General features: G+C 72.2%; 20 protein-coding genes and 1 tRNA gene. 6 read left to right on the forward strand and 15 right to left on the reverse strand.

Annotated features, from left to right (window positions below; translation table 11 throughout):
- Window positions 1-75: 75 nt before the first annotated feature.
- Entirely contained in the window at window positions 76-1,488 is a 1,413-nt protein-coding gene (locus Q8791_RS01715) for an L-serine ammonia-lyase (protein WP_330089757.1), read from the forward strand.
- A gap of 7 nt (window positions 1,489-1,495) precedes the next feature.
- Here the strand turns inward: Q8791_RS01715 and Q8791_RS01720 are convergent, their stop codons facing one another.
- The 3 genes from Q8791_RS01720 to Q8791_RS01730 form a co-directional block, all read right to left on the reverse strand.
- The gene (locus Q8791_RS01720) at window positions 1,496-1,897 is read right to left on the reverse strand and encodes a type II toxin-antitoxin system death-on-curing family toxin (RefSeq protein WP_330089758.1); all 402 of its coding nucleotides are present in this window, start codon (window positions 1,895-1,897) and stop codon (window positions 1,496-1,498) included.
- A complete protein-coding gene (locus Q8791_RS01725; protein ID WP_330089759.1) occupies window positions 1,898-2,101 on the reverse strand; it encodes a hypothetical protein in 204 nt (67 codons plus the stop codon).
- Between the two features lie 218 nt (window positions 2,102-2,319).
- A complete protein-coding gene (locus Q8791_RS01730) occupies window positions 2,320-3,198 on the reverse strand; it encodes an oxidoreductase (RefSeq protein WP_330089760.1) in 879 nt (292 codons plus the stop codon).
- Window positions 3,199-3,290: 92 nt separating this feature from the next.
- On the opposite strand from Q8791_RS01730, the gene Q8791_RS01735 reads away from it, so the two are divergent.
- A complete protein-coding gene (locus Q8791_RS01735; RefSeq protein ID WP_330089761.1) occupies window positions 3,291-3,956 on the forward strand; it encodes a helix-turn-helix domain-containing protein in 666 nt (221 codons plus the stop codon).
- A gap of 124 nt (window positions 3,957-4,080) precedes the next feature.
- Here the strand turns inward: Q8791_RS01735 and Q8791_RS01740 are convergent, their stop codons facing one another.
- Together Q8791_RS01740 and Q8791_RS01745 are read right to left on the reverse strand one after the other, a co-directional pair.
- Window positions 4,081-5,562, reverse strand: a complete 1,482-nt coding sequence (locus tag Q8791_RS01740; protein ID WP_330089762.1) for a sodium:solute symporter family protein — start codon at window positions 5,560-5,562, stop codon at window positions 4,081-4,083.
- Window positions 5,563-5,738: 176 nt separating this feature from the next.
- Entirely contained in the window at window positions 5,739-6,572 is an 834-nt protein-coding gene (locus tag Q8791_RS01745) for a MurR/RpiR family transcriptional regulator (protein WP_330089763.1), read from the reverse strand.
- 149 nt (window positions 6,573-6,721) lie between these two features.
- Here Q8791_RS01745 and Q8791_RS01750 point away from each other — a divergent pair, with 149 nt between their 5' ends.
- Window positions 6,722-7,990, forward strand: coding sequence for a metal-dependent hydrolase family protein (locus tag Q8791_RS01750; RefSeq protein ID WP_330089764.1), 1,269 nt, complete (start codon window positions 6,722-6,724; stop codon window positions 7,988-7,990).
- A gap of 180 nt (window positions 7,991-8,170) precedes the next feature.
- Here the strand turns inward: Q8791_RS01750 and Q8791_RS01755 are convergent, their stop codons facing one another.
- From Q8791_RS01755 to purU, 8 genes are all read right to left on the reverse strand, one after another.
- Window positions 8,171-8,761 carry an Asp23/Gls24 family envelope stress response protein gene (locus Q8791_RS01755; RefSeq protein WP_330089765.1) on the reverse strand — a complete coding sequence of 197 codons (591 nt, stop codon included), beginning with the start codon at window positions 8,759-8,761 and terminating at the stop codon, window positions 8,171-8,173.
- 2 nt (window positions 8,762-8,763) lie between these two features.
- A complete protein-coding gene (locus tag Q8791_RS01760) occupies window positions 8,764-9,369 on the reverse strand; it encodes a DUF6286 domain-containing protein (RefSeq protein WP_330089766.1) in 606 nt (201 codons plus the stop codon).
- A 1-nt stretch (window position 9,370) separates the two neighbouring features.
- Window positions 9,371-9,748, reverse strand: a complete 378-nt coding sequence (locus tag Q8791_RS01765; protein WP_330089767.1) for an Asp23/Gls24 family envelope stress response protein — start codon at window positions 9,746-9,748, stop codon at window positions 9,371-9,373.
- A 63-nt stretch (window positions 9,749-9,811) separates the two neighbouring features.
- Window positions 9,812-9,985, reverse strand: coding sequence for a hypothetical protein (locus Q8791_RS01770; RefSeq protein WP_330089768.1), 174 nt, complete (start codon window positions 9,983-9,985; stop codon window positions 9,812-9,814).
- Between the two features lie 37 nt (window positions 9,986-10,022).
- The gene (locus tag Q8791_RS01775; protein ID WP_330089796.1) at window positions 10,023-10,340 is read right to left on the reverse strand and encodes a hypothetical protein; all 318 of its coding nucleotides are present in this window, start codon (window positions 10,338-10,340) and stop codon (window positions 10,023-10,025) included.
- A gap of 2 nt (window positions 10,341-10,342) precedes the next feature.
- A complete protein-coding gene (locus Q8791_RS01780) occupies window positions 10,343-10,813 on the reverse strand; it encodes an Asp23/Gls24 family envelope stress response protein (RefSeq protein WP_330089769.1) in 471 nt (156 codons plus the stop codon).
- Window positions 10,814-10,859: 46 nt separating this feature from the next.
- A complete protein-coding gene (locus Q8791_RS01785) occupies window positions 10,860-11,069 on the reverse strand; it encodes a CsbD family protein (RefSeq protein ID WP_330089770.1) in 210 nt (69 codons plus the stop codon).
- A gap of 304 nt (window positions 11,070-11,373) precedes the next feature.
- Window positions 11,374-12,261 (reverse strand): formyltetrahydrofolate deformylase, encoded by an 888-nt coding sequence (gene purU / locus Q8791_RS01790; protein WP_330089771.1) that lies wholly within the window; start codon window positions 12,259-12,261, stop codon window positions 11,374-11,376.
- 169 nt (window positions 12,262-12,430) lie between these two features.
- Between purU and Q8791_RS01795 the strand changes: the two genes are divergently transcribed.
- Window positions 12,431-13,669, forward strand: coding sequence for an amino acid deaminase/aldolase (locus Q8791_RS01795; protein WP_330089772.1), 1,239 nt, complete (start codon window positions 12,431-12,433; stop codon window positions 13,667-13,669).
- A gap of 144 nt (window positions 13,670-13,813) precedes the next feature.
- Here Q8791_RS01795 and Q8791_RS01800 read toward each other — a convergent pair whose 3' ends face one another.
- A complete protein-coding gene (locus Q8791_RS01800; protein ID WP_330089773.1) occupies window positions 13,814-14,209 on the reverse strand; it encodes a DUF3618 domain-containing protein in 396 nt (131 codons plus the stop codon).
- 19 nt (window positions 14,210-14,228) lie between these two features.
- Window positions 14,229-15,353, reverse strand: coding sequence for a CDP-alcohol phosphatidyltransferase family protein (locus Q8791_RS01805; protein WP_330089774.1), 1,125 nt, complete (start codon window positions 15,351-15,353; stop codon window positions 14,229-14,231).
- 328 nt (window positions 15,354-15,681) lie between these two features.
- Between Q8791_RS01805 and bcp the strand changes: the two genes are divergently transcribed.
- Together bcp and Q8791_RS01815 are read left to right on the forward strand one after the other, a co-directional pair.
- On the forward strand, window positions 15,682-16,164 hold the full coding sequence (bcp, locus tag Q8791_RS01810; protein WP_330089775.1) for a thioredoxin-dependent thiol peroxidase: 483 nt from the start codon (window positions 15,682-15,684) through the stop codon (window positions 16,162-16,164).
- An 87-nt stretch (window positions 16,165-16,251) separates the two neighbouring features.
- Window positions 16,252-16,326 (forward strand) — tRNA-Leu (locus Q8791_RS01815).
- Window positions 16,327-16,624 lie beyond the last annotated feature (298 nt).

The raw sequence follows: 16,624 nt of genomic DNA on the forward strand, positions 1-16,624 counted from the left end.
CATCCGCCGTGCGGGGCCCGCGCCCCGCACGGCACACCTGAACTCCGGGCCCTGTACTCAATGAGGAGGACAGCCATGGCCATCAGCGCGTTCGACCTGTTCAAGATCGGTATCGGACCGTCCAGTTCCCACACGGTCGGCCCGATGAAGGCGGCACGCACGTTCGCGGCCGGGCTGCGCGAGGCCGGCCTGGACGACGGCACCGCCCGCGTCAGGGCCGAGCTGTACGGGTCCCTGGCCCTCACCGGCAAGGGGCACGGGAGCGACACGGCCGTGGTGCTGGGGCTGATGGGGCACACCCCCGAGCACGTGGACGTGGACGCGGTCCCCGCGCTCGTCCAGGGGGTGCGTGACGAGCAGGCCCTGTACCTGGGCGGCCCGGACGGGCCCCGGGTGGCCTTCGACCCGGCCGTCGACGTGGACTTCCGCCGCAGGGAGAACCTGCCCGACCATCCGAACGGGATGCGGTTCGTGGCGCTGGACTCCCGGGGCGCCGAGCTGGCCGCGAAGGTCTACTACTCGGTGGGCGGCGGTTTCGTCGTGGACGAGCGCGCCGCGGGGGCCGACCGGATCACACCGGACGCCACCGTCGTCCCGCACCCGTTCGACAGCGCCGAGGAGCTGCTGCGGATCTGCGCCGACACCGGCATGTCGATCAGCGCGGTGATGCTCGCCAACGAGCAGGCGTTCGGGCGCACCCCGGAGCAGATCCGCGCCGAACTCCTGGTCATCTGGGCGGCCATGCGGCAGTCCGTGCGCCGGGGCGTGACGACCGAGGGCAGCCTGCCGGGCGGCCTGAAGGTGCCGCGCCGGGCGCACCGCCTGTACCGGCAGCTGGGCGGGAACTGCGACGAGGCGGGCCTGCTGGCACCGACCGGGGTGGACCCCGACCCGATGCGCGGGAGCGACTGGATCACCCTGTACGCCCTGGCCGTCAACGAGGAGAACGCGGCGGGCGGGCGCGTGGTCACGGCTCCGACCAACGGCGCCGCGGGCATCGTCCCGGCGGTGCTGCACTACTACCTGCACTTCAGTCCGGGGGCCGGCGACGAGGGCGTGGTGCGCTTCCTGCTCACCGCAGCGGCGATCGGCATCCTGTTCAAGCAGAACGCCTCGATCTCCGGCGCCGAGGTCGGCTGCCAGGGAGAGGTGGGGTCCGCCTCCTCGATGGCCGCCGCCGGTCTGGCCGAGGTCCTGGGCGGCACCCCGGCCCAGGTGGAGAACGCCGCCGAGATCGCCATGGAGCACAACCTGGGGCTGACCTGCGACCCGATCGGCGGTCTCGTCCAGGTGCCGTGCATCGAGCGCAACGCGCTCGCCTCGGTGAAGGCGATCAGCGCGACCCGCATCGCGCTGCGCGGCGACGGCAGCCACTTCGTGTCGCTGGACAAGGTCATCCGCACCATGCGCGACACCGGCCGCGACATGCACGACAAATACAAGGAGACCTCGCGCGGCGGCCTCGCCGTCAACGTCATCGAGTGCTGAGGGCCCTTCAGGAAACCTCGTGGAAGGTACGCAGTTCCGCCGCGATGCGGGCCACGTCCTCCAGGCGTCCCGTACAGACGTCCAGGACGAAGCGCTCGGCACGGTCCGCGTCGACGGGATCCCTCAGGGGCATCCCGTTGACTTCGAGAAACGTGGCCGCGCAGTTCCACGCGGCACGCTTGTTGCCGTCGATGAAGACGTGGTTCCTGGCCAGGGAGTGCATCAGCGCCGCGGCCTTCTCGAAGAGGTCGGGGTAGTGCTCGTCCCCGAACGAAGAGCCCCGCGGACGGTGCACGGCGCTCTCCAGGAGCCCGAAGTCGCGCACCCTCGCGGAGCCCTGTCCGTTCTGGGCCAACGCCATGGTCGTGATTTCGAGGACCAGCTCCACGTCCAGGTGGACGACGTCCACCTACTTCGCGAGCCTGTCGTTGAGTCCGGCGGAGAGAGTGGTGACGCGCTGTGCGGCGGCCATGACGCGCCGACGGCGGACCGTGGCGAGCACGGTCTCCCTCATCTCCTGGACCAGCTCCTCCGGCGGCCGGTTCTCGGCCGCGGCGGCCTGACGGATCTGTTCCGCCTCGGCCTCAGAGAACTCGATGGTGAGCTCGGACATGCTCGCCTCCCTCCGGGACACTGCCTGGATCCAGGGTACACGTGAGCACCGGGACAGACGGCGCCCTGTGGATCCGCAGGGGTCATCAGCGACATGCACGAGGAGCCAGGGGAGACCTCACGAGGCGGCCCCGCCGTCGACGGCATGGGCCGAACGGCGACCCCGCCCCGGAGGCGCGGCGGCGGGCCCGGCCCGTGGTCCCGAACCGTCGCCCGGTGTCACCCGGCGAGTGCCGCGAGGTCCTCGTCGGTGAGGCGGACCCCCGCCGCCGCCATGTTCTCCTCCAGATGGTCCGGAGAACCGGTCCCCGGGATGGCGAGCACGTGCGGTGCGGTCGCCAGCAGCCAGGCCAGGGCCACCTGGGCGGACGTTGCCCCGTGCCCGTCGGCGACCTTCGCCACCCGGGCCCCGTCGACCGGCCGGTGGCCGCCGCCGAGGGGGAAGAAGGGCACGAAGGCGGCTCCGGACCGCCCGCACAGGTCGAGGAGGGCGGCGTCGTCCCGGTGGTGGACGTGGAAGTGGTTCTGCACCGCGACGACCGGGGCGATGGCAGCGGCCTCGGCGAACTGGTCGGCCGTGACGTTGCTGACTCCCAGGTGGCGGATCAGCCCCTCGTCCCGCAGGCCGGCCAGCACGGCGAACCGGTCGGCGAGCGAGGAACCGTCCGGCGGGTTCATCCCGCCCACCCGCAGGTACACCAGGTCGAGCCGATCGAGGCCGAGCCGATCCAGGTCCTCCTCGACCAGCCCCCGCAGCTGCCCCGGCGTGGCCTCGGACGCGGGCACGCCGGCCTCGTTGCGCACGGGGCCGACCTTGGTCACGATGACCAGGTCATCGGGGTAGGGGGAGAGCGCCTCGCGGATCAACTCGTGCGCGCGGACCCCGCCCCGCCCGTAGAAGCCCGCCGTGTCGATGTGGTCCACACCCAGTTCGACGGCTCGGCGCACCACAGCGACGCCGGTTCGAGGATCCCGCACAGGACCGGCGGGCGTTCCGGCGGCCAGGCGCATGGCACCGAACCCGAGGCGGCTGATCCGCAGATCGCCGCCGAGGAGGAAGCTGCCGCCGGGGGCGGTGATGGTCTCGTTCGTCGTCATGGGTCCAGGCTGGCACCGACGGCGGGAACGGGTCGGCCCGTGGCAGGAAGCTGCCACTTGCGCACGCCGCCCCGGTCGGCGACACTGACCGCGTGACGGGCGATCAGGTGATCAGGGTTCGCGGCGAAGCCGAGCTCGTCGCGCGCGCCGGCCATCTATTCGGGACCGTCGGGTCCGAGTTCCTGTGCGCCGCCAACGACATGTCCACCTGGTCGCGGCCGAACGATCGCGCGGCCGTCGCGCAACGGATGGGCGCCTCCCTCGCGGAAGGCGTGACGGTGCGCAAGCTCTACACCCCCACCGCGCTGACCGACGAGGCGGGACGGCACCACCTGTTCGAGGTCGCGGCCGTGGGCGCGCTGGTACGCGTCTGCGCGTCCCCGCTTCCGCACGAGACCATCGTCATCGACCGGCGGGTCATGATCCTGGCCGACCCCGTGCCGACGCGCGACCGCGGGTTCACGGTCACCTCGTCACCGTCGCTGATCGAAGGCGTGTGCTCGCTGCTCGACGCCGTCTGGCAGGCCTCGGACCCCCTGGACGTCTACCTGCGCCGCGACCGGCCGCGGATCGACGCCGACCAGAGGAAGATCCTGCGCGCACTCGCGGAGGGGCTCACCGACGAGACCGCGGCGCGACGCCTGGGCGTGTCCCTGCGCACCTACCGGCGACGGGTGGCCGAACTCCTGGCATCGCTGGAGTCGGCCTCCCGGTTCCAGGCGGGCGCACGCGCCGGAGAACTCGGGTTGACCCGCTGATCGGCCGGGACGGCGCCCCGGGTGGCCGCTGAGGGCCGTGCGCCCCGGAGGACGCGGTGGGCGCCCCCGCTCAGGTACGCGAGCGGGGCCCGCCGTCGGAAGGCGGGCCCCGTCGGAGGGCGGATCAGGCCTTCGTGCCGCCGGCGTCGGCCGCTGTGCCGGAGGCGTCGGACACGGTCCCGGGCTGGTCGGTGTCGGGTGCCGCGACGGCGGCGGCCACCCTCTCCGGGTCGGGCGCCTTCGTGAGCAGGCTGGCGACGACGAGCGCCACCAGTGCCGCGGGCAGTGCCACGATGACCCCGTTCAGACCGCCCGGGGTCCCCGCCAGCTGCCAGCCGATGGTGGTGGCCGCGCCGACGACCAGGGCGGCGACGGCTCCGGCGGTGGTCGCGCGCTTCCAGAACAGCACCGACAGGACCACCGGGGTGATCGCCGCGCCGTAGACGGTGTACGAGTACATCTGGAGTTCGAGGACGGTCGGGAAGTACAGGCTGAGGGCGAGGCCCGCGAGGGCGATGCCCAGGACCGACAGCCTCTGGACCACGAGCTTGCGCCGCTCGCTCACCCGGTCCCCGACGAATCGCGCGTACAGGTCGTAGGCGACGTTGGAGGCTCCCGACAGCATGTACGACGAGCCCGTGGTGATGACGAAGGCGACCGCGCCGGCCAGGATCAGGCCGCCCAGGACGGCGGGCAGGTAGCCCTCGGAGGCAAGGCTCAGGACCGCCATGTCCCCGTTGATGCCGGGCATGAGGACGGCGGCGGCCGTGGCGAGCAGGACGACGGGGATGAAGACGAAGAAGCTTCCGAACAGCATGCCCGTGGTGGACGACCTGGCCTCGCGCTCGTCCTTGGCGGCGGCGAGGCGCTGGTACATGTTCTGGTCGGCGAGGAGCAGCAGGAACAGCGGGAGGAAGTAGCCGAGCAGCTGGAGCGCGCTCAGTCCGCCGCTGAAGGTTCGCGCCTGCTCCGGCAGCCCGTCCCAGTAGGCGCCCGGACCGCCGACCGCGGCGAAGACCAGCGGCAGCGCCATGAACAGGCCCAGCACGATGAGGATGGCGGACACGAAGTCGGTGTAGGCGACCGAGAACAGGCCGCCGCTGATCGTCAGCAGGGTCACGACGACGGCGATGAGCACGGTCCCCTGGGTGGCGGACAGCGGGGTGACCAGGCTGACGACGTACCCCCCGCCGACGAACTGCGAGGCGGTCAGGCCCAGGAAGGCGATGGTGGTGACCACCGCCGCGACGGTGCGGACCCCGATCCCGAAGCGCACCTCCAGCAGTTCGGGGATGGTGTGCCTGGACGCCCTCCGGATGCGGCGGGCCGCCAGGAGCAGGACCAGGATGCCCAGCGGGGTGCCCGCGAAGAAGACGAGTCCGGCCATGGGCCCGTAGGTGTAGGCGAAGTTGGCGCCGCCGATGATGGTCCCGGACCCGACCCAGGTCACCAGCATGGTGGCGATCATGACCGGGCGGGGCAGACTGCGTCCGGCGAAGAGGAAGTCGTCGCCGCCGCGCAGCTTGCCGGAGCGCAGGAAGAAGAGGGCGATCCCCAGCATGGCCAGGATGTACACGGCGAGGATCACGAGATGGGTCGTCTGCATGGGCCACCTGCGGAGTTCGGTCAGGGGATGGGGACGGGGGGAGACCACCGGCGGTGATCCGTCCGCCATGAAAGCAGTCCCGCCAGTGAAGTGCAACACTTATTGCAAAGAACGTGACCCTGATCACGGCACCTGCACGTCGCTCCGTAGTCGCAGGTCATCCACCCGGACGCCACTCAGAAGAGCTCCGACTCCTCCCACAACCGCTCCGTGTCACGCACCGCCCGCAGCACCGAGTCCCCGCCGATCCGGGCCAGTTCGGCCAGCACGGCGTGGATCACCGCCATGACCGGGGTCAGCGAGGGGAACATGCCCACACCCTCGCTCGGGACGAGCAGAAGGTGCGCGGCCCCCTCCGCCAGAGGGGAGTCCCGGCGGTCCGTGATCACCGCGACCGGTACGGACCGCTCCCCGGCCACCCTCACCGCCGAGCGCAGCGCGGTGGGCAGCCGCCACAGGTCGCAGGCCAGCAACAGGTCGTCCGGGCCCATCCGCGCCAGCGTGTTGACCAGCACGGTTCCCCCGACCTCGCACCGCTCCACGTCGTAGCCCATGATCCCGGCGGCGTGCGCCAGCTGCAGGCCGGGCGCCGCGAACGTCCCCGACCCCACGACCCTGGTCCTGCGGGCGGTGTGGATGGCGGCCGCGAGCGCGCGCACCCTGGCGGGTTCCAGCGTGAGTTCGAGGGTCCGCAACCCCTCCCGGTCGGCGCGGACCGCGGCGCGGACCGGGTCCGCGTCGGACCCGGCGTGCTCGGCGAGCACCTCCCCCGCGGTGAGCGAGGCGAGGTAGCGCGAGCGCAGCTCGACACGGAGCGCCGGCCAGCCGCTGAACCCGAGGGCCTGCGCGGCGCGGACCACTGTGGCGACGTTGACGCCGGCGCGGTCGGCCAGCTCCGCGGTGCTCGCGTAGGACGCGAACCTCGGTTCGTCCCTCAGCACCCTGACCACGCGTTCCGCCGCGCGGCCGAGGCGCCCGCCGCCGAGCGCAGCCTCGATCCAGTCCGCCATCACCCCTCCGTCCCGGTGCGGCGCGGCCGGAACTCCCCGGGCCGCGCGTCCTCCAAGCGATACCACCCCCTGGCTGTTCGCGCGCCCGTGACGCAACATATATTGCACAAGCGTGGTCCACACGCGGAGCCGTCCCACCGGAGGTACACATGACCCGTCAGTCCCACCCGACTCTCCTCTTCACCGGAGCGGGCCTCCTCGACCCGGAGGCGGGCACCAGGACGCCGGACTCCTGGCTGCTCGTGGAGGACGGGGTCATCGCCGGCAGCGGGCGCGGGCCCGCGCCCGAGACGGGTGACGCCGTCGAGGTCGTCGACCTGGGCGGGGCCACCCTCATGCCGGGGCTCATCGACGCGCACATCCACGCGACCGCCTTCAGCGCCGACCTGGGCGCGGCCATGGACCACGCGCCCTCCTACGTCGCCAGCTACGCCGGCCGCTCCCTCAACGCCATGCTCCGACGCGGCTTCACCACCGTCCGGGACGTGGCGGGCGGCGACTGGGGACTGGCCCTCGCGGTCGAGGAGGGACTGGTCGACGGACCGCGGCTGATGTTCGGAGGCAAGGCGCTCTCCCAGACCGGCGGACACGGCGACTTCCGCGGCCCCGGCCGCCAGGGCGGCGACACCCACGCCTGCTGCCCCGGCGCCGGGGTGGTCTGCGACGGCCCCGTCGAGTTCCGGCGTGCCGCCCGCGAGCAGCTGCGCACCGGCGCCCACCACCTCAAGATCATGCTGTCCGGCGGGGTCGCCTCCCCCACCGACCGCATCGACTCCACCCAGTCGTCCGACGACGAGATCCGTGCCGTGGTGGAGGAGGCCGAGGCCGCGAACCGCTACGTCACCGGCCACGCCTACACCGCCCGCGCCGTCAACCGCGGCCTCCGGCTGGGGGTGCGCTGCATCGAGCACGGCAACCTCATCGACCGGAGCAGCGTCGAGCTGTTCCTGGAGCACGACGCGTTCCTGGTGCCCACGCTCGTGACCTACGAGGAGCTGTCCCGCCAGGGGGCCGCCCACGGGCTGCCCGCCGCCGGCCAGGAGAAGGTCGACACCGTCCTCACCCGGGGCATGGACGCACTGCGCCTCGCGCACGAGGCCGGGGTGAACCTGGTCTTCGGCAGCGACCTGCTCGGCGGCATGCAGGACCGCCAGAGCCGGGAGTTCGCCATCCGGGGCCGGGTCCAGCCCGCCGCCGACGTCCTGCGCGCGGCCACCGTCAACGCCGCCCGGCTCCTCGGCCTGGAGGGCGTCGTCGGCACCCTGCGCGACGGCGCACGGGCCGACCTTCTGGTCGTGGACGGCGACCCCCTCGCCGACATCGGTGTGCTCGCGGACCCGGAGCGCAACGTGCGCACCGTCCTGCGGGACGGACGCGTGCGGCACGAGCGCGGGCACGCGGACGACCGCCGCCCCTAGCTCGTTCTCGCATCCCGGCCCGCGAGCCTGCCGGGAACACTCCCGGCCGCCGGACGGGGCGCCGGCCCGCCCGGTGGCCGCGCACGCACGGCTCCGGCGTCCGGGGCCGCTCCCGGGAAGACGGCGAGCGGCATAACGGCAGGAGCGGAGACGGCCGGAGCGAGGACGCGCCCCGCGCTCTCAGGCGAGGCTGCGGCGGGAGTTCTTGGCCGGAGCGGTCATCGACATGCGCACGACGGCGGGGACCCTCTCCAGGTCGAGCGAGCGGCGCAGGTTGGCGAGCGCGTCCGAGCGCACCCGCTGCCACACCCCCGTGACGTCCGCGTCGTCGTCCAGGGTGAGCGCCAGCCGCAGGTGCGGCGCCTCGGAGGACTCGGTCAGCCTCGCACGGGCGCGGCGCACGCCCGGGTAGTCGGCGACCTCCTGTTCCAGGGCGCCGCGGGCCACGCTCTCGGACATCTCCACCCGTCCGTCCTGGCCCTTGTCCAGGACCAGGCGCCCCACGGTGTCGTTGAGGCCCTGCGCCATCAGCCAGCGCAGCGCGAGGAACCCGGCCGCGAGCGCCACCGCGACCGCCGCGTACGGCACCCACTGCTGACCGAGGAACCCGGCGACCGGTTCGCTGAGCAGGGGACTCTCCGCGAGGGAGGCGCCGAACAACCCGCGCCCCGCGGCGAGTGCCGCCGCCCCCGCGAGGAGCGGGACCGCTCCGACGACCGCCAGCCCCCACCGGTTCCCCCGGGCCGACCTCCGGGACCTGTCTCGCACCATGGTCACCCCTCCGCGTACCGGACGTGGGTGGCGATCCGCAGGCTGCGCAGCGGCGCCAACTGCTCCAACCGCCGCTCCACGGCCGCGGTCACCTCCGCGGGCAGCCCCGCCGACTCGCGCATCCCGGTGCGCACGTGCACCCGGAGCCGGTTGCCCCGCACCGTGACGTGGACCGCGTCGACACCGCTGACGTCGTGCGCGGCCGCTGCCACGGCCCGGCGCAGCGCGGGCCGGGTGAGCCCCACCACCAGGGCGGGGTCGTCGGTGCGCAGCGCGGTCCAGTGCCCGCGCCCGGGGGTGAGGGCGGCCACGATCAGCGCGAGCCCGATCAGGGCCAGGACCGCGGACGCGATCTGCACCGACGGGGCGGACCAGGTGGTGGCGCCCGCGTACCCCGTGGCCGCGCCCACGGGGATGAGCCGCAGCGGGCTCCCGGCGAGCGCCGAGATCACCTCCGCGGCGGCCACGACGGCGACGATGAGGATCAGGAAGCCCGTGATCACCGCAGGCCACGACCGCCTCGGCCGGAAGGTATGGACGGCCACCCGCTTGGCCCGACGGTCGACGCCCTGGTCAGGACGGCCGAGCACCTCTTCCACGGTGGTCATGTCAGCGCACCAGCTCCGCGATCTCGATGTCGATGTGGTGGACTTGCTTGCCGGTGATCCGCTCGACCCGTTCCTTGACGTGCCCGCGGACCCGCGCGGCGACCTCCCGCGCCGATCGCGGGTAGCGCACGGTGATCCGCAGTCTCAGGAGGACCACCTCACCGCTCACCCGTGCCCGTGCCGGCCGCGATCGGGCGGCGCGGGCCCCCTCGACCTCGCGGACGGCCCGGACCGCGGACTTCTCGACCACGGCGGCCTCGATGACGGTGCGACCGCCCGGGTCGCCGTGGCTCCCGTCGCGCTCGTGGCGCCCGCGGGACCGTTCGTCGCCCGGGGGCTCCCTCTGTTCGGGGACCGTATCGGTCCGCACTCCGGCCACGGCCGTTCCTTCCCTCGAGGACGTGTGCCCCGGCGGTGCCCCCGGCGAACCGGGGGCCTCGCCTCAGGCCGAGCGCCGAGAGAACATCTCGGTGAGGTCGATCTCGCCCTCCATCGCCCTGCCCGCGACGAACCCGACGAGGCCCAGAACCAGGACCAGCGCGAACGCCGCGAACCCGCCGAAGGCAGCGGCGAGACCCAGTACCGTCCCGTAGGACAGGCCAACGATGGGCCACATGGCTTCCCCCTCTTGTCCAGCACCTGATGCTTCCAGTTCAGCGACCCGTGCGGGTGCCGTCGTCGAGGCCGGCGACCACGTCCTCCACGGAGACGTGGACGGTGCGGCCGCCGGCCAACGGGGCGAGGCCCCGGCGCAGCTCGGCGGCGATCTCCGGCAGTGGCCTCCCGAAGCGGACCACGACGCCGACCTCGATCCCGTCGCCGCGCACGGCGACGCCGCGTACGCGCCCCCCCGGTACGGGGGTGGCCAGCGTTCCGAACCCTCCGGACGACAGCTCCACCACGTCCGGGAAGCGGACGGCCTCCTCGGCCACGCGTCGGGCCACCTCGCCCGGATCCTCACCGCCGTACACCACTACTGGACCCTGGGCCCGGAGTCGCCGGTGTCGTCGCCCTGATCGTCGTCGGGCAGGTGGATGTCGTCCACCCTGATGTTGATCTCGGTGACCTCCAGGCCCGTCATGCGCCCGACCGCCGTGGCGACGTTGCGCCGTACGGAGGCGGCGAGGTCCGGGATGGCGGCCCCGTACTCGACGACGAGGTCGATGTCGACGGCGGCCTGGCGTTCGCCCACCTCGACCGTGACCCCGCGGGAGACGGAGCCCGTGTCGCCCCCGCCCGTCACGGCGTCCCTGACGGCGCCGACGGCGCGCGCCGTGCCTCCGCCCATCGCGTGGACGCCGCCGATCTCGCGGGCGGCCATCCCCGCGATCTTGGCGACGACCCCGTCCGCGATCTGGGTACGCCCTCCCTCGTCGCCGGAGCCGTCGCCCCGGGCCGCCTCGCGGGCGCCCGGCACCTTCGGTTCGGTCTTGATGTCCGACACTGGTCCCCCTACGCCGTGTGCAGAAACCCCGTGGTCACAGCGATCGTCAACGCTTGAAGACGTTCTTGATCTTCTCGCCCGCGTCCTCGGCCCGGTCCTTGAGGTCCTCGGACTTCTCCTTGGCCTGGTCGGCCTTGTCCTTGGCCTCGGCCTTGGCCTGGTCCGCCTTGCCCTCGGCCTGCTTGCCCCGGTCACCCGTGGCCTTGCCGTAGGCGTCCTTGGCCTTGCCTGCCGCGTCGTCGAAGTTCTTGCCCATGTTTTCTGCCCCCTCCTCCGAGCGCATTGCTCTCGGAGATTTCGGACCGAAACCCGGTATCTGCGCCATGGAATGACCAGACGAGTTCCGAACTAAACACACCATATACACACTGTACGTAGTCGACAAGATACCTTGCGTAACAATTTGCTGGTCAGAGAAGGTAAGGCTCACCCCAAGAGGGCCCCACATCGACACGGGAAAGCCGCGCGGGGCACAAACGAAAGGGGCGCCCCCAGAGGCGCCCCCAAAGTCCGAAAACCGGTTCCGGCGGCAGGTGGCCGCGCGGAACAGTCCCCCGGTGTCAGCCGAAGATGACCGTCTTCTCCCCGTTGAGGAGGACACGACGCTGCGCGTGCCAGTTGACCGCGCGGGCCAGCGCCACCGACTCCAGGTCCCGGCCGATCGCGGTGAGCTGCTCCGGGCTGTGCGTGTGGTCCACCCGGGAGACCTCCTGCTCGATGATGGGCCCCTCGTCCAGGTCCGCCGTGACGTAGTGGGCCGTCGCACCGATCAGCTTCACACCGCGCGTGTGGGCCTGGTGGTAGGGGCGCGCGCCCTTGAAGCTCGGCAGGAAGGAGTGGTGGATGTTGATGATCCGGCCGGACATCTTCGTGCACAGCTGCTCGGAGAGCACCTGCATGTAGCGGGCCAGGACGACCAGGTCCACGTCGTAGGAGTCGACCAGCTCCAGCAGCCGCGTCTCCTGCTCCCGCTTGTTTCCCGCGGTCACCGGCAGGTGGTGGAAGTCCACGCCGTAGGAGTCCGCGAGGAACTCCAGGTCCGGGTGGTTGGACACCACGGCGGCGATGTCGACGTCCAGGAGCCCGCTGCGCTGGCGGTAGAGCAGGTCGTTGAGGCAGTGGCCGAACTTCGACACCATGACGATCATGCGCGGGCGCACGTCGCGGGGGCTGAGGGTCCACTCGACGGACGCGTCGCCCGATCCGGAGCCGAAGTCGCCCGCGAGGGCCGCGAACGCCCCGCGCAGCACGTCCTCGTCCACCACCCCGTCGGCGCCCCGCTCCGCCACGAACTGCATCCGCAGGAAGAAGCGGCTCGTGAAATGGTCGCCGTACTGCTGACTCTCGGTGATGTTGCAACCGTGGTCGGACAGCAGGTTGGCCACGGCTGCGACGATGCCCCTGCTGTCGGGACATGAAAGGGTCAGGACGTACTCGCGCTCACTCATGGGAAGAACCATTCCTGGGGTCGGACCGGCTGATCAGCCGTGACATCCCAGGATATCGACCTGCGCCGCCCGGTGGAGCGGTTCGGGGACGTCGCCCGGGACACACGTCCGCCAAGTCGTGTCCGCCCAGGAATATGAAACACATTCATGTTCTGGCATCCTCAGACGCATGACAAGCCTGCGTGAGAAGTACGAGGCCGCGACAAGCGAACTCCAAGCCCCCTTCGCCATGGTCGACCTGGCCGCCTTCCGCGCCAACGCCGCCGACCTCACCCGCCGGGCCCACGGCAAGCCCGTCCGGATCGCCAGCAAGTCCGTGCGCAGCCGTGCCCTGCTCCGCACCGCCCTCGCCCTCCCCGGCTACGAGGGGGTCATGGCCTTCACCCTCCCCGAGGCACTGTGGCTGGCCGAGGGCGACTCCGACGGCCCCCTGAGCGACGACATCCTCGTCGCCTACCCAACCGTCGACCGGGACGCCCTCACCAGGCTCGCGGGAGACCCCGGCGCAGCCCGCACCATCACCCTGATGGTCGACGACACCGCCCACCTCGACCTGATCGCCGCCGCCGTCGCCGACGCCACCGCCTCCGGCTCACGCGGCCCCGGGTCCCCGCCGGTCCGCGTGTGCCTGGACATCGACACCAGCTGGCAGCCGTTCGGCTCCCGCGCCCGCATCGGCTCCTACCGCTCCCCCGTACGCACCCCCGCCCAGGCCGCCGCGCTCGCCCGCGCCGTCGTCGGCCGGCCCGACCTGGAACTGGACGGCATCATGGCCTACGAGGGCCAGATCGCCGGCGTGGGGGACGCCCCTCCCGGCCGCCCCCTGTACGGCCGCGTGCTCCGCGCCGTCCAGCGAAGATCGGCGCTGGAGCTCGCCGGACGCAGAGCCGCCGTCGTGCGCGCCGTCCGCGCCGTCGCCGACCTCCGCTTCGTCAACGGCGGAGGCACGGGCAGCCTCCACACCACCGGGCGCGAGAAGGCCGTGACCGAACTCGCGGCGGGGTCCGGGCTCTACCACCCCCGCCTGTTCGACCACTACCGGTCCTTCCGGGGCCGCCCCGCCGCCCTCTTCGCCCTCCCCGTCGTACGCCGCCCCGCTCCGGGCGTGGCCACGGCCCTCGGCGGCGGCTACCCCGCCTCCGGCCCCGTCGACGCCCACCGGCCGCCGACCCCCCACCTTCCCGCCGGGCTCTCCTACACCGTCAACGAGGGCGCGGGCGAGGTCCAGACCCCCCTCGTCGGCGCCGCCGCGAACGGGCTCGCCGTCGGCGACCGGGTGTGGATGCGCCACGCCAAGGCGGGCGAGCTGTGCGAACGCTTCGACACCCTGCACCTGGTCGACTCCGACACCGGCGAGTACGTCGGCGCCGCCCCCACGTACCGGGGCGAGGGCCGGACCTTCCTCTGACACCGGGCCCGGCCGGACCACCGCCGACCGCGCGGAGGCCCCGCCCGGGACGCGTCACGGCGCGACCGCGCCCCCTGGGGCACGGCCTCCGGGAACGGCAGGGGGCCCGTGCGGCGAACGCACGGGCCCCTGCTCGTCGGTCGGCTACCTGCGGCGGCGGACCGCCCAGGCCACCACGCCCACGGCGATGACCGTGCCGATGCCCACCGCGAGGATCAGTGCTTCCGGGGGCAGCTGGCGGCGCGACTGGTAGGTGGTCACGACCTCGTCATCGCCCTTGATGACGATGCTGCCCTCCTCGGGGTCCACGAGGTGGCTCTCCACGCGCACCGCGCCTCCGCCGACCACGAGGGCACGCGCCTCGTCGACGATCCGGGCGCCGCGCTCACGGGCCTTGCCGATCTGTCTCCGGGCGATGTTGGCGGGCCGCGCCTGCTCACTCAGCTCGTCCAGGGTCTCCGCCAGCCGCCGCTGTTCGCGGGTGATCTCGGCCTGGATCTCAGCCGGGGTCTGGCGCGGTTCGGTGTCACGTCCCGTCATGGGGCTCCGCCTCTCTCCACTAGCGCAGGGTCGTCTGAGAGCCCGGGTCCGAGTCCGAGCCGGAGTCCCGGCTCTCCTCCGCGCCGTCGGACGGACCGGAGAATCTCAGCGCGCCGTCGATTCCGTCGACCACGCGGAAGAAGTCCCGCGTGGACAACCACAGTTTATAGATGATGGCTATCTCGAAAGCGAGAAGCAAAACGCCCGCGACGGCGGCGATCCAGCCGATCAGCGACGGAGCCCCGAAGGCCGCCACCGCCAGGGGCGCGACCACGAAGACCGCCAGCTGGAACTCGATGCCGCCCACCAGGTGGGTCCTGATGCGACGCGCGTTGAGCGCCGCCCAGAAACGCTGGTACCACGGGAAGCGGGACCTGAACTCCTGGTGGAGGTCCACCTTGGGCAGCGTCAGGTCCGGTTGCTTGCCGGCCGTGCGCTGGTTGCGCGTCTCCCGCTCGGTCTGGCTGTGCAGGATCTGCTCCAGGACGCCGATGCCGTGGCGGAGCACCGCCTGCTCGCCGCCGTCGCTCATGGTCCGTCCGCCGCCGCCGGTGGCCGAGGTCGTGTCGTCCTCCTCCGGACCGAGCATCGACAGGGTCGCGCGGGCCCTCTCCAGCGCGGCGGCCAGGTGCGAGCGCATCTCCCTGCGGACCTTGTAGACCTGGAGGGCGTTGAGGTACCGCAGCATGTCCAGGAAGACCACGGCCAGGGCCAGCCACACGAACCACACCGGGTTCGAGTCGGGGTTGACCTCCTCTGCCACGACGTACTGACCGCCCATGAGGGCGACCGCGCACACCAGGACCCGGAACCGGTCGGACACGTAGTCCATCCACGAGCCGAACAGGGACTCCGAACCGGTGAGCCGCGCCAGCTTGCCGTCCACGCAGTCCACGAGGAAGCACAGGATGTACAGGAACGCGCCCAGGACCAGGAACTGCCGGTAGCCCAGGGCGAAGCAGACAGCCGCGCCGAGCCCCAGGAAGAGCGCGACCACGGTCAGCTGGTTGGGCGTGATCGACGTCCGGTTGGCGAGCAGGCGGACGACCCGGACCGCGACCGGGTCCACGAGGGAGACCGTCAGCCAGGAGTCGCGCTCCTTGAGCGTGCGGTCCCTGACCTCGTCGAGTGTGAATCCAGGCATCGTCGCCAATACTCCCCAACACGAAGCGGATGTGTTCCGGCCCGGAGGCCGTGCCGACCACCACCGGAGGGACGCGGCGCCCGGGTGCGCGTCAGGCGTCACCTGCGGGTCGACCGAAAGCACGAGTGCGGTCAACAATAGGTGATCGAACCGCTGGTCAACCCCGAAGCGGACGAACCGAACCGGAATCGCAACCGAAGCCGGTAAACCCAGCCTGACACAGGTCACGAAGCGTCGCCTCCCGGGGCACCCCGCACGCTCGCTACGGTAGGGAGGAGTGAGCGGGCGGGGCCCCACCGCCCCGCCGACGAGCAGATGGGAACACGACGTGAGCGACGCGATCCGCCTGGCGCCCGGCGACCAGGCACCCGACTTCACCCTCGACGACGCCGACGGCAAGCCCGTCACCCTCAGCGAGGTCCTGGCCTCCACCGGACAGCGCGTCGTCCTGTACTTCTACCCGGCGGCGATGACCCCCGGGTGCACCACGCAGGCCTGCGACTTCCGCGACAACCTGCGGGAGTTCGGCTCCGCGGGCCTCACCGTGCTGGGCGTCTCCCCCGACACGACCGACAAGCTCGCCGCGTTCCGGGACAAGGAGGCCCTGACGTTCACCCTGCTCGGCGACCCCGGCAAGGACACCCTGCGCGCGTACGGCGCCTTCGGGGAGAAGAAGAACTACGGCCGCGTCGTCCAGGGCGTCATCCGCTCCACCGTCGTCGTCGGCACCGACGGCAAGGTGGAGAAGGCCTTGTACAACGTGAAGGCCACCGGTCACGTCGACCGCCTCAAGAAGGAACTCGGCGTCTGACGCCCGGGCGCTCCGGGCCCGGCCGCGCCCGACCCTCCGGGGCCTGACGGCCGGGTCCGCCCCCGTCTTCGGTACAGTTGTCCCGACGGGGCCGTAGTCCAACCGGCAGGAGACGACAGCTTTAGGTGCTGTACAGTGCGGGTTCGAATCCCGCCGGCCCTACGAGGTAGACGCGTGCGGATCGGTGGGCTCCGCCCACCCTCCACACGCCCCCGTGGCGCCACGGGCGCCAACCGCGGGTGGGGCGCCCGGCCCGGCGGACTCCGCCCGGCCGGCGACACAGGTCCCGGAAGGCGCGATCCCCCTCGCGCACCTCTCCCGGGACGCCCTAGCTGTACTGACCACGGAGGTTGGTAACACCCACCCCCCTGACACACGCGAAGAGGGCCTCCGGTATCGGTGTGGATTGCGACATCTGCACCGACTCGCCGGAAGGCCCTCGATGCCCCACACTACCCAC

It is taken from the genome of Nocardiopsis codii, assembly GCF_036327455.1.
In the GTDB taxonomy this organism is placed as follows: Bacteria; Actinomycetota; Actinomycetes; order Streptosporangiales; family Streptosporangiaceae; genus Nocardiopsis; species Nocardiopsis codii.